Origin of the sequence: Fontivita pretiosa (genome assembly GCF_050410795.1) — a bacterium.
Lineage (GTDB): Bacteria > Planctomycetota > Phycisphaerae > Tepidisphaerales > Tepidisphaeraceae > Fontivita > Fontivita pretiosa.
The window spans coordinates 4,040,604-4,053,172 of record NZ_CP191258.1 but is presented as its reverse complement, the minus strand read 5'-3'; the positions used below and the strand labels follow the sequence as shown (position 1 = coordinate 4,053,172).

12 protein-coding genes are annotated in these 12,569 nt (G+C 62.8%); 3 read left to right on the top strand and 9 right to left on the bottom strand.

Annotated features, from left to right (window positions below):
• Positions 1–8: 8 nt before the first annotated feature.
• From rfbF (ACQS5P_RS16360) to ACQS5P_RS16330, 7 genes are all read right to left on the bottom strand, one after another.
• A complete protein-coding gene (rfbF, locus tag ACQS5P_RS16360) occupies positions 9–779 on the bottom strand; it encodes a glucose-1-phosphate cytidylyltransferase (RefSeq protein WP_428937690.1) in 771 nt (256 codons plus the stop codon).
• 321 nt (positions 780–1,100) lie between these two features.
• Positions 1,101–2,321 carry a class I SAM-dependent methyltransferase gene (locus tag ACQS5P_RS16355; RefSeq protein ID WP_428937689.1) on the bottom strand — a complete coding sequence of 407 codons (1,221 nt, stop codon included), beginning with the start codon at positions 2,319–2,321 and terminating at the stop codon, positions 1,101–1,103.
• A 79-nt stretch (positions 2,322–2,400) separates the two neighbouring features.
• Positions 2,401–3,687: a class I SAM-dependent methyltransferase gene (locus tag ACQS5P_RS16350; RefSeq protein WP_428937688.1), complete on the bottom strand. Its 1,287-nt coding sequence runs from the start codon at positions 3,685–3,687 to the stop codon at positions 2,401–2,403.
• Positions 3,688–3,724: 37 nt separating this feature from the next.
• A complete protein-coding gene (locus ACQS5P_RS16345; RefSeq protein WP_428937687.1) occupies positions 3,725–4,774 on the bottom strand; it encodes an NAD-dependent epimerase/dehydratase family protein in 1,050 nt (349 codons plus the stop codon).
• A gap of 66 nt (positions 4,775–4,840) precedes the next feature.
• On the bottom strand, positions 4,841–5,611 hold the full coding sequence (rfbF, locus tag ACQS5P_RS16340; RefSeq protein WP_428937686.1) for a glucose-1-phosphate cytidylyltransferase: 771 nt from the start codon (positions 5,609–5,611) through the stop codon (positions 4,841–4,843).
• A gap of 232 nt (positions 5,612–5,843) precedes the next feature.
• Positions 5,844–7,091, bottom strand: coding sequence for a glycosyltransferase (locus tag ACQS5P_RS16335; protein ID WP_428937685.1), 1,248 nt, complete (start codon positions 7,089–7,091; stop codon positions 5,844–5,846).
• A 204-nt stretch (positions 7,092–7,295) separates the two neighbouring features.
• Positions 7,296–7,529 carry a DUF4926 domain-containing protein gene (locus ACQS5P_RS16330; RefSeq protein WP_428937684.1) on the bottom strand — a complete coding sequence of 78 codons (234 nt, stop codon included), beginning with the start codon at positions 7,527–7,529 and terminating at the stop codon, positions 7,296–7,298.
• A 171-nt stretch (positions 7,530–7,700) separates the two neighbouring features.
• Between ACQS5P_RS16330 and mutY the strand changes: the two genes are divergently transcribed.
• Together mutY and ACQS5P_RS16320 are read left to right on the top strand one after the other, a co-directional pair.
• Positions 7,701–8,822: an A/G-specific adenine glycosylase gene (gene mutY / locus ACQS5P_RS16325; RefSeq protein WP_428937683.1), complete on the top strand. Its 1,122-nt coding sequence runs from the start codon at positions 7,701–7,703 to the stop codon at positions 8,820–8,822.
• A 130-nt stretch (positions 8,823–8,952) separates the two neighbouring features.
• A complete protein-coding gene (locus tag ACQS5P_RS16320; protein WP_428937682.1) occupies positions 8,953–9,285 on the top strand; it encodes a hypothetical protein in 333 nt (110 codons plus the stop codon).
• Positions 9,286–9,441: 156 nt separating this feature from the next.
• On the opposite strand, the gene holB is transcribed toward ACQS5P_RS16320, so the two are convergent.
• Both holB and tmk read right to left on the bottom strand, forming a co-directional pair.
• The gene (holB, locus tag ACQS5P_RS16315) at positions 9,442–10,482 is read right to left on the bottom strand and encodes a DNA polymerase III subunit delta' (protein WP_428937681.1); all 1,041 of its coding nucleotides are present in this window, start codon (positions 10,480–10,482) and stop codon (positions 9,442–9,444) included.
• A 3-nt stretch (positions 10,483–10,485) separates the two neighbouring features.
• Entirely contained in the window at positions 10,486–11,157 is a 672-nt protein-coding gene (gene tmk / locus ACQS5P_RS16310; RefSeq protein WP_428937680.1) for a dTMP kinase, read from the bottom strand.
• Between the two features lie 136 nt (positions 11,158–11,293).
• Between tmk and galK the strand changes: the two genes are divergently transcribed.
• Complete coding sequence (gene galK / locus ACQS5P_RS16305; protein ID WP_428937679.1) at positions 11,294–12,466, top strand: galactokinase; 1,173 nt, start codon at positions 11,294–11,296, stop codon at positions 12,464–12,466.
• The last annotated feature ends 103 nt before the right edge of the window (positions 12,467–12,569 follow it).

Genomic DNA, 12,569 nt, shown 5'->3' with positions numbered 1-12,569 from the left:
CCGCTGCCCTACCCGACCTTCCAGGGCGCCTGTCCTTTGGCCCAGAGATCTTCCAGCAGCCGCTTGTCTCGCAGCGTGTCCATGCACTGCCAGAACCCTTCGTGCTTGTAGGCGCACAATTGTTTTCTGCTGGCCAGAATCTCCAGGGTCTCGCGTTCCAGCCACGTGTCATCACCGCCGATCAGGTCGAAGACCGCCGGTTCCATCACGAAGAATCCGCCGTTGATCCACCCCGACTCGGTCTGCGGCTTTTCGCTGAACTGGGTGATCAGGTCGCCCTCGAAGTGCATGTGTCCGAATCTGGCGGGCGGACGCACGGCGGTGAGGGTCGCCAGCTTGCCATGCTTGCGATGAAACTCCAGCAACTTGTGGATGTTCACATCCGAAACCCCGTCGCCGTAGGTCAGCATGAACGTCTGATTGCCGACGTACTGCTGCACTCGCTTGACACGTCCGCCGGTGGCGGTCTGCAACCCCGTATCCACCAGATCCACCGTCCAGTCGCACTTCATCCCGCTGCCGTGGCGCATCACGTCGCCACTGCGGATCTTGACGGTCAGATCGCTGGTCAGCTTGGCGTAATCCAGCATGTAGCGTTTGATGTATTCGCCCTTGTATCCCAGGCAAATGACGAACTCGTTGTACCCGTAGGCCGAGTAATGCTGCATGATGTGCCAGAGGATCGGGCGTCCGCCGATCTCAACCATCGGCTTGGGCTTGATGTCCGTTTCTTCCGCCAGGCGTGTGCCCATACCCCCGGCCAGGATGACGACTTTCATGAGCGAACCTCCGAAGTCCGGGCCGCGGGCGCGATCAGGTCGCGGGCGGAACGACTGCGGTTTCCATCGGTGCTATCGCCTGTAACGTCTGTTGCCACATGTCTGATCGTACATCGTCCAGCCGCCAGCCGCCCTTAACCGGACCTGCATTGCTGGTCCGATAGCTGCCGAGGCGGAGGCGACGGCATCGGCTAGTTTTCACTAGCTCTACGGGACATCGCACGTCGCGGCCAATGCCAGGCGTACAAGGTCGGTGCATATGCATCGATCTTTTTAACTCAAATCGGGGCAGGCCCGACCGAGACCTGACACCCGCCTGATTCAACCATCCAATGCCGGCTCGTCGGCGCCAACCGCCAAAACCTTCGCCGGCACCGACAATCTGTCCAGCTCGGCCCGCACCTCGGGCACATAGATCGGGTTCATCAGGATCACGTAGTCGGGCTGATAGTCCCGCAGAAACTGCGGAGGCATGATCTGCTGGCCCGTCACCGGCAGGAAACGCCCCTGCCGTTGAGGGTTGATATCCACAGCATATTCAACGGCTTGACCCACTTTCGTCGTCGTCAGGAAGGCCACCGCCTTGCTCAAGGCGCTCCAGAGGACCACTTTTTTGCCCCGGGCGTGGGCCGCGGTCATCATCTGCCGCCAGCCCTTGATGCTCGATTGTACCCGCCGTGCAAATTCGGCGGCAAGTTGCTGCATCTGCTGAAGATCATCCTCAAGCGGCAGACCGGGCCGCGTCGGTTGCTCGCTGGCTTGCCCCGCCAGCAGCAGGTACTGGTCCGCGTAATCCCGCCGCAGCTCCAGCAACTCAAAACCCGCCTTGCGAAACAGCCGCGCCAGCGATCCGGGGCTGAAATATGAACAGTGTTCATAATAGACGTCCCAGAACGCCGCCTCTTTCAACACCCGCGTCACATCCGGCAACTCAAACAACACCAGCATGTGCCGGCGATCCCCGATCGCCCGACGGATCATCCGGATGAACTCCAGCGTCGGGCCAATGTGCTCCAGCGTGTGACGGCACAGGATCGCGTCGGCCTCCAGATCGGCGTATTTCTCGCTGTACAGGTCGTTGATGAAACGCAGCCGATGCGCCACCTTCGCGGGCGTACGCGATGGCTGGTAACTGGGATCGATCCCGATCCCCCGGCAATCGCCCAGCTCACACATCAACGCCAGGAATTCCCCCTTGCCACAGCCGATCTCCAGGATCGTCTTGCCACGCAGTTGGTAGCGATCGATCCACCTGGCCGCCAGCTCACGCGCGAATCTGTTGAACGTCGGCGAGACGTGCTGCGATTCCTCGCACTCCTGGCAGTATTGCTGAAGGGAGGCATCGTAGGCGGTGTTGCTGAGGAACCCGCAGGCATTGCAGAACCCCAACCGCAGCTTTCCGGTCGGAAACGACAGCGCCCGCTCACGGGAGGAAAGGTTGATCGTGCTGTGCACCGGGATGTCGTCGATCGCGTACAGCATCTGCATCCCGCGACCGCCGCAGTTCGGACAGTGCACCGAAACGTCAAGTTGGTCGCTCATCGCTTCTCGTTTGCGCTGCTGGTATCGCTCGTGTAGCCGGGGCGAGCTTGCTCGCCGCGCGCTTACCGCCCGCGGTGCCTCAGACAATCTCAGGATACGGTATCGGAATGATGAACTTGCCTCCCGCGTCCCGATATGCCTGCTGTTGTTTCAGTATCTCATCCTTCAGATTCCACACCAGCAGCACCAGATAATCCGGCTTGAGCCTCTGGATCGCTCCAACGTCGTAGATGGGGTTGTGCACGCCGGGCATGAACTTGCCCTGCTTGTGCACATTGCGATCAACCACGAATTCGATCAGCTCCGGACCGGCGCCCAGGTAGCTGAGCATCGTGCTGCCTTTGGCGCTGGCTCCGTACGCCGCCACACGCTTGCCCGCAGCCTTCAGTTCCCGAAGGATCCGCAGCATCTCCTGCTTGATCGCCTCCACGCGATGGGCAAAGGTCTGGTAATACGGCCCGTAGCGGGTCAGGCCGATCTGCTGCTCCTCGGCCAGCAGTCTCTTGACCGTTTCGCTCTCGCCGGGACGTTTGGAAACGTACTGCCGCAGCGACCCGCCGTGCGTCGGCAGCCGCTCGATGTCGTTGATGTACAGCCCGTGCCGCGCGTACAGGTTCTTCAGGCTCGTGACCCCGTAGTAGCACAGGTGCTCATGATAGATCGTGTCGAACTCGCAGTTGTCGATCAGGTCTCTGACGTACGGAGACTCCGTCACCAGCACGCCATCGTCCTTGAGGATCATCGCGATGCCCGCGACAAAGCCGTTCAGGTCCGCCACGTGCGCCATCACATTGTTCGCGTGAACAATATCGGCGCGTTTGCCCTCGGCGACCAGCTTCCGGGCCAGCTCCAGCCCGAAGAACGCATGCAGCGTCGGCACGCCGATTTTCCGCGCTGCCTCCACCGGGCCGCGGCACGGATCGATCCCCAGCACCGGAATCCCCTTCTCCACGTAGTTTTTCAGCAGATACCCGTCGTTGCTGGCCAGCTCGATCACCAGGCTCCGCTCGTTCAGTCCATACCTTTGGATCTGTTGCAGCGCGCACCGCCGCGAGTGCTCCAGCCAGGTCGTCGAGAAGCTCGCGTAGTAGGTGTAGTCTTCGTGGAAGACTTCCTCGGGCGGCGGGGTGTCGCACGTCTGCATCAGGCAACAGCTCGGGCAGAAGGCGACCTGAAGCGGATACTTGTTTTCCGGCCCGTTGAGACGCTCCTTGGTCACCAGCGTATCGACCAGCGCCGTCACGCCAAGGTCCAGCACCGGCTCCAGCCCCTGCTGTCCACAGGAGCGACAACACGTCCTGGCCGCCTTGGCGCGGAAGCTGGCGGCGCTGTCACTGTTGGTCACTGCCGTCACGTCGGTCTTCATATCTCCCTGTCACTCCCCGGCTCCGCAAGCACCGCACTCACGCCGCCCGCTGCGCCTGCTTGGTGTAGCGGAATCGATCATTCATCACACCATCGGCGATGAGCTGCTTGATGTGCGGCAACCGGGCATAACGCGGGCCTTCAAACTCCTCGGCGCTCAAGCCGTATTTGCGGATCGCCTGATACACCTGCTCGATGCCCGCTCGCGCCGTCCACTTGGGCTGGTAGGCCGGCACCATGCGCGGAAGCTTGTCGCAGTTCACCCGGTAGCAGCGAGGATCGGGTTTGGCGTCGGGCGCGTATTCGATCCGACTGCCGGGCACGACTTGGGCCACCATCTCGGCGATTTCGCGCACGCGGTAATTCTCCTGCGTCTGCCCGACGTTGAACGCCTGGCCCGCCACCACCTCGCGCGGCGCTTCGGCAACCGCCACGAACGCCCGGCTGATGTCCTCAATATGCACGATCGCCCGCCACGGCGTGCCGTCGGACTTGAGGTAAATCCGTCCCGTCGTCGCCGCGTGCGCCGTCAGATTGTTCAAAACCAGGTCCCAGCGGATTCGCGGGCTGTATCCGAACGCCGTGGCGCTGCGCATCAGCGTCACCGCAAAGCGTTCATCGTTCATCGGCCGCAGTGCCAGCTCCGCCGCAACTTTCGCCCGCGCATACGGCGTATACGGATTCAAGCTGCTGTTCTCGTCGTTGAACCTATCACCCGCCACTCCATAGTTGGAGCATGTCGAGCTGAAGATGAAATGTCGCACGCCCGCCTCGCGAGCCATTTCCGCCAGACGTACCGTCGCACGGTTATTGATCTCGTCGGTCAGCTCCGGGTTGTGGTTGCCCAGCGGATCATTGCTCAGCGCCGCCAGGTGCATGATCGTGTCAAACCCCTTCAGGTCCGACACGGTTGCATCCCGGATGTCCCTGGCCAGGTTCGGCACCTCCGCGATCTGCCGCGAATCGCCGAACGTACAGCGGCTGTACCAGTCGGCGTCCATGCCCACCACTTCGTGCCCGCGACGCAGCAGCATCGGCGTGAGCACGGTGCCGATATAACCCAGATGCCCGGTGACCAGGATCTTCATCGGTGCCTTTCCCAAGTGTTGTGCGTCCTGCGGCGCCGCGCGCCGTCGCTTCTGACTGCGTCGTGGCTACTTCCAGATCTTCCACGGCGCCTGGCCTGACTCCCACAGCGACTCCAGCAGGCGCTTGTCACGCAGCGTGTCCATGCACTGCCAGAACCCCGTGTGCCGATAAGCCATCAACTGGCCATCTCGCGCCAGTCTCTCCATCGGCTCGCGTTCCCAGGCGGTTTGATCGCCTTCGATGTAATCGAAGATCCCCGGCTCCAGGACGAAGAACGCGCCGTTGATCCAGCCCTCGCTGGCCTGAGGCTTCTCCGAAAACTCCTTGACGCGATCTCCATCGAAGACCATGTGCCCGAATCGCGCCGGCGGGCGAACCGCCGTCACCGTCGCCAGCTTGCCGTGCCGGCGATGAAACGCCAGCAGCTCCTTCAAATTCACATCCGAAACACCATCTCCCCAGGTCAGCATGAATGTCGAGCCGTTCAGGTACGGCCGCAGACGCTTGATCCGCCCGCCGGTCATCGTGTGCAACCCGGTGTCCACAAGGTCCACCGTCCAGTCCGGCCGGCGATTCCCGTGACGCAGCACGTCCCCGCTGGCGATGTCCACCGTCAGATCGCTCTCGGCCAGGCCGTAATCGACCATGTACCGCTTGATGTATTCGCCCTTGTAGCCCAGGGCGATGACGAACTCGTTGAACCCGTAGTACGAATAGTGCTGCATGATGTGCCAGAGGATCGGACGCCCGCCGATCTCCACCATCGGCTTAGGCTTGATGTCCGTTTCCTCGGCAATCCGTGTCCCCATCCCCCCGGCTAAGATTGCGACTTTCATCGATACGTCACTCCGGCGCCCCTCCAGGGGCAGGCCGGACTCCTTATCAAATCTCGTTACGTCAACACCTGATCTCACCGACTGACCAGCCATCCGATCCGACCCGGAAAGGTCGTTTCAGCACCGCTGCGCCAGCCAGTGCGACATTACGACATTTGCACAATGCTCATTTACTGCTGGTGACAGGGCAATTGGTGCATGCAAACATCGCACCGGATTGAAGCGAATCGGCTCATCGCAGGCGAGCGACCGCCGCCTCATAGCATTCAAGCAGCGTGGGGTAGTTCACTTCCGCCGTGTATCGCGTCTGGTACTCCAGACGCGCCGATTGCCTCATCTGCCAATAACGACCTTCCTCACGCACCAACTCTTCCATTGCCGACGTCAATTCCTTCCCATTTCCGGGAGCGAACAGCATCCCGGTTCGGCCGGCATCCACCACCTCCGCCATCGATCCGAGCCGCGAGGCAACCACAGGCGTACCCACCGCAAACGACTCGATGATCGTCCGTGGCAACCCCTCGTACCAGATCGAAGGAAAGATCAACGCCCGCGCTTCACCCATCATACCATAAACTTCTTCCGGGGCGCGACGGCCCATGTACTCGATACCTTCCTGTTCATGCGCCTGCTGGATAACCTGCTGACGCATCGGGCCGTCACCGACAATGCGCAACCGCACACCCGCGCGAGCATATAAGGATTTCCATGATTCCAGCAACGTCCGAATCCCCTTCTCCTCTGTAAGCCGGCCAACAAACAGCGCATAGCCTCCATGCCCATCCCCAGGACCAGGATCCGGATCCACGAAATTCGGCTTGACCAATATCCGGTCGGCGGGCAGGCCACCTTCGATCAGCTTGTTGCGCGCGAACTGCGTGAGCGCAATGTAGATGTCCACCTGCTCGCGCCACGTGTGCATCAGGCGATGCGACGCCAGCATTCCCGCGACCACCGCCGACGCCGATCGACTCCCCCGATAGCACCGGTACACCACCGCCGGCCAGGCCACTGTTCGACCCAGACACTGCTCGCACACGTGCCCTTCCCGATAGAACGTCGCCGCCGGACACAGCAGTCGATAGTTGTGCAGTGTTTGCACCACCGCCGCACCCTGCTCGTGCGCCGTGTAATACGCCGCCGGTGAGATCAGTGGAAACGTGTTGTGGAAGTGAACCACGTCGGCGCGGATCTGCTGAATCGCCTGCCGCAGCGATTGCTGTGCCGCGCGATTCCAGAGCGTCTTGCCCGCCAGCTCGAGCCTGCCCATCCCCTCGATCGCGTCGTTATCCATCGTGAATCGAGCGACCACGTGCCCCCGAGACTCCAGCAACCTCGCCTCGGCGGCAAAGACCTGATCCTCTCCGCCCGGCTGCTGGTAGAAGTTGTGGACGAGCAGCACGCGCAGGCCGGCGCCCCTGCCCGCCGACGCGACGTTCGCCGCAGCTTTCGCACGACTCGCAGCCTTCTGCTCGTCCATGACCCGACGATCCTATCGCCCATCATCAACAAGTCGAGCCAGCCACGGATCGAACAACCGCCATAGTGAACAGGCGATGGTCTGGCGGCGCGCACAAAAAACGCGATCGATTATGTCGATCGCGTGTCGCCCTCGACACGATCTGAAGTACATGAACTGTTCACATCCGGCATCCGCCGCGGGCGGGCACGGGTCGGCTTGCGTTCAGTTCGCGGCAGTCTCGCCGGCGAACAACGAACCCTCTTCCACCTGAAGCTGCTCAGGCATCAGCAGGGCGCGCATCTCGCAGCTCTGCCCCTTCTGGTGGAACTCGACCTCGTACGCCACGCTGGGCGCAAACCACGTGCTGCGAACGATGCCCACTTCGCCACGCGCCAGCGCCAACTCAGGGATGTCGGTGGTCAGTCGGACGAAATCATCGACGTGCGGCTGTCTCATGGAGTCCTCCGTGAACCCACGCTAGCCCGAGGTGCATGGATGCTTCACGATCCGCGCGATTCCGGTCCCCACTGTGTGCTACAACCTTCCCTGTCTACCGTTGTCGCAACCGGACGATCAACATACCGTCCTGTCCGTCAAATGCAAGCCCCGAAGCTACAATTTCGCCACATGTCATGCTCGCCCGCTCGTTTGGCGCGACGACTGCTCGACTGGTACGACCAGCACCGGCGCGACCTGCCCTGGCGCGCCCCGCCGGGCCAGGCCCCCAACCCCTATCACGTGCTGCTCAGCGAAGTCATGCTCCAGCAGACGCAGGTCGCCACCGTGCTGCCTTACTTCCAGCGATTCATCCGGCAATTGCCGACCATCGCCGACCTGGCCGCCGCCGACGAACAGCTCGTGCTCAAGCTCTGGCAGGGGCTGGGCTACTACCGGCGGGCAAGGAATCTGCACGCGGCGGCCAGAACGATCGTCCAATTCCATCACGGGCAGATTCCCCCGGACGTTGAGACGCTGCTAACCCTGCCGGGGATCGGCCGGTACACCGCCGCGGCCGTGGCGTCGATCGCCTTTGGCGTCCGCGCCGCCGCCCTGGACGGCAACGTGGCCCGAGTGATCTGCCGGCTGGATACCCTGGCCGCCGATCCACGCAAGCCCGGGATCCAAAAGCTCCTGTGGCAACGGGCCGAGCAACTGCTGCCCGCCAGCCGCGTCGGAGACTTCAACGCCGCCCTGATGGACCTTGGGGCAACGATCTGCACCCCCCGCAGGCCCCTGTGCCGGCTGTGCCCGGTTCGATCATGCTGCGGTGCCTGCGCCGCCGGTCTCCAGCACCAGATCCCAACACCAAGGATTGCCCCGACCAGACCCCTGCATCGCCGCTGGACCTTCTGCATCCGTCGCCACAACACTGGCAACTCGGACCCAGCCTGGCTGATCGAACAACGGCCCTCCACCGGACGATGGGCCGGACTCTGGCAGTTCATCACGCTGGACGCCGACAAGCACGAGGGCATCGTATCTGCCCGGCTGCTTCGTTCGGCGCTTCAGTTTCGCGTCACGCCGCCGGCTCACCTGACAAGCATTGACCATGACCTGACCCACCGCCGATATCGCTTCGAAGTCTTTGTGTGCGATCTGCTTGACGGCCACGAGGCCCAAGACCACCGGAACCTGAAGCGACGGTCGCAGCGGCCATGCCGGTGGATCAGGTTGAAGGACCTGGAACATTATCCGCTGCCTCGCCCTCACGTCCGAATCGCCGAGCTGTTGCGGCAATTGCCCGAATAGGTCTGTTCAGAAGCCCTGACCCGCCCTGCCAGCCCGGGATCTTCAGGCCACTTTGCCCCGACTGCGGACGTATCGTATATCCCCAATCGGCAGAAGACCGGTCGTACGCGGGCCGGGAGTGTGGAGAGTGATGAACCAGATCGCAGAAATGGAAGCGGAATTCCAGGCCGTTCCCGCGCCGCCGCGGCCGCGAACCGCCACGGTATTCGGCCTGATGACCGTCGTCGCCGCCGTGCTCAGCTATCTGGGCGCCTACGCCATGACCGGGGCATTGCTGGCGGCGGAGCTGATCAAGCCCTGGCCGGCGGACCGGGATCCGCGGCTGAGGTGGTTTCTGGTCGGGTTTCTGATCCTGATGGCCCTGTTCACCGCCGCCGGCGCACTGGCCAGATACGTCAGTGCCCGACACCTCAAGGCCATCGAGCAGATGGAGCAGGAGGAAGCATCGACCTCCGAAGGTTGAACAAGACACGATCCGTTGGTTGCGGTCAACAGCACGGACCCAACCCCTGGGGAAGCAGGGCCAACAAGGCACGAAGGTCTGGGGAGGCGGTCGAAGCTGGCACCCCCGCCAACCCGCCTTCGTGCCTTGAGGCATGACTGACCAGGTGACCGCCCGCTACTCGACGGCGCCGACGGCGGCCTCAAGAGCGCCGGCAAACTGCTGCATGCACAGCGGCACGTTCACGTTGGCTTCGACCAGCCGCTCGGCAGCCAATGCCGCATCGATCGCGGCGCAGCAACGCTCCAGTGCGTCGGATTGGCCATGAAGCTGACCAAGCCGTCTGTCGAAGTACTGCGCGCACAGCGTCAGGTACAGAACCACCCCCTCGCGCGTGAGTTGATCTTTGCTGGCCAGCTCATCACGGGAAAGCTGCTTGACGGCGTATTCCTCGGCGGCGGCCCGCAGCCACTGCTGCAATCCCGCCGCTGATCCGCCCGCCACAAGCGCCTCCAGCATCCCCGTAAGCTGCCGGGCACGCTCGATGACCCCATCCTCCAGCCATTGCAGGGCCAGTCCCACGGACCCTTGTGTGAACTGCGACGCCGCCTGCGCCTGCTCCCGGGACACTCCCCTTGCGGCAAGCAGCCGGACAATCACATTGCCCTCCAGCGGCGCAAAGCGGATCAGTTGGCAGCGGCTGCGAACCGTCGGCAGCAGCGAGTCCGGCTGGTCGGTCAGCAGGATGATCAACGTCCGCCCCGGCGGCTCCTCCAGAACCTTCAGCAGGGCGTTCTGCGCCGAGGCGGTCATCGTCTCCGATTCCCGCACCACAAAGACCTTGCCCACCCCCATCACCGACTTGTTCGCCGCCTTGGAGATCAAAAACGGCCTGACCACATCGACTGAAAGCTCCTTGGCTTTGTGCTCCTCCCTGCTCATGCGGATGAGCTGACGATAGACCAGATGAAAATCGGGATGTGTTTCGGCGGCGACCAACCGGCAGCTCGGGCATGTGCCGCAGAAGGCCAGCTCGCGCGGCTGTTCGCACAGAAACAGCGCCGCCAGCGCGCGGGCGGTGGTTTCCTTGCCGACTCCAGCCGGACCGGCAAAGATCAGCCCGTGCGGCAGACGATTCAGCCTGTAGGCGCGGCGGATCGCCTCGATCGCCGAATCCTGCCCGAGAATCTGATCGAAGTTGATGAGCTGCGTGTCCACGTCTCAAGCTGAAGACCGGCACAATTCCTCGAGCGCGCGCCACACGTCCGCGTGCACCAGATGCGGTTCGCGGTCCGCGTCGATCACCTTGTACTTGTGGCGACGGTCCCTGGCCTGCCTCAGAAAGTTCTGGCGGACCTGTTCATGATACGCCATCGACCGCAGCTCGATGCGGTCCTTTTTCACACCTGCATCCGGATCGTCGGGGAACAGGGTGAATTTCGGCCTGACCCGCGCGGCACTGCGCTCCACGGGCAGGTCCAGGATGATCGTCAAATCCGGCCAGCGATGCTTGATGGCAATGTCGCCCACGGCACGGATCTCGGCGGCACTCAGCCCGTCTCCGCCAAGCTGATACGCCAGCGTGCTGGAGATGAACCGGTCGGAAATGACCACCTTGCCCTGCTCCAGCGCCGGGGCGATCAGCTCGTACATCATCTGCGCCCGCGCCGCCATATACAGCAGCATCTCACAGCGCATCCCCATTTCGGTGTGTTCGGGATTGAGCAGGATCTGGCGGATCTGCTCGCCGATGCGCGTGCTTCCCGGATCGCGCACCAGCAGCACCGATAGACCAAGCTGCTGGAGCCGGTCGCGCGCCATGGCCGCCTGCGTGCTCTTGCCGCACCCCTCGTTGCCGTCGAAGACGATGAACTTGCCACGAAGCTGTTGCACTGCGGGCAGGAAGTATAGCGGCATCTGGATCCGAAATCCGCAATCCCGCACGCGCAATCCGCAGCCTGCAATGCGAAACCCCCGATTGCACGCTTTGTCTTGACCGCCCCCGCACCCGGTCATACATTCGCCGCCCATGGAATCGCCGCACGCCGCTGTTAAAGCGCGCTTTCTCGGCCTTTTCGGCCCCGGCGCTGCAAAATTACACGTCATCCGCGCCCCCGGGCGGGTGAATCTGATCGGCGAGCACACCGACTACAACGAGGGGTTCGTGCTGCCGATGGCCATCGAGCCACATGTGCTGATGGTCTGCCGCTCGCGCGACGATGGCCTGGTGCGTGTGGCCTCTACCAGTTTTCCCGATCAGATCGTCGAGTTTTCGGTGCAGTCGAAGATCACCCGTGGAGAGCCGGCATGGGGCAATTACTTCCGCGGCGTCGCCGCCGAACTGATCGCCGCGGGAATCCCGCTGACCGGCATGGAAATGCTTGTGGACAACACCCTGCCGGTGGGTGGCGGGCTCTCCAGCTCGGCCGCCATCGAGGTCGGCACCGCCCAGGCCTTCCTGACCCTGGCCGGATTGAAAATGGACCCCGCGCGGCTGGCGCTGGTATGCCAGAAGGCCGAGCATGAATACGCCCTGGTACCCTGCGGGATCATGGACCAGACGATTGTCGCCTCGGCCCGGCAGGGCTACGCGATGCTGCTGGACTGTCGCGACCTGTCCCGGCATTTTGTCCCCATCGACGCCAGCGAGCTGCGCGTGGTCATCGTCAACAGCATGGTCAAACACGAGCTGACCGGTGGGGAATACGCCGAACGCCGCCGGCAGTGCGAGGAAGGCGTGCGGTTCTTCCAGAAGGAAAATCCGGCGATCAGGGCGCTGCGCGACGTGTCGCTCAAACAGCTCGAATCCGCCAAGGGCAAATTGCCCGATGTGGTCTATCGTCGCTGCCGCCACGTGATCACCGAGAATCAGCGGACCCTGGATGCGGCCTCGCACCTGAACCGCCGCCAATACGAGGAGGCCGGCGAGCTGATGGTGCAGAGTCATCGCTCGCTGCGGGATGACTACCAGGTCAGCGTGCCGGAACTGGACTTCCTGGTCGAGCAGGCGATGATGATCAAGGGAGTCTACGGCTCGCGGCTGACTGGCGGGGGCTTTGGCGGATGTACCGTCTCGCTGGTCCAGCCGCGTTACGTCCAGAGCTTTACCGACACGATCCAGCAGGCGTATCAGGACAAGTTCGGCATCAAACCGGCCGTATACCCCACGACCGCAACCGCGGGAGTGACGGTGCTGGAATAGGCCAATAGATGATGCCAAAAGGGCCAGGTGCAAAAGGCCCAAAGGCATATCGGGCCGCAAATCTGCCCGTAATTTCGAGCCTGCGTGACCGCCGAACTGTGCT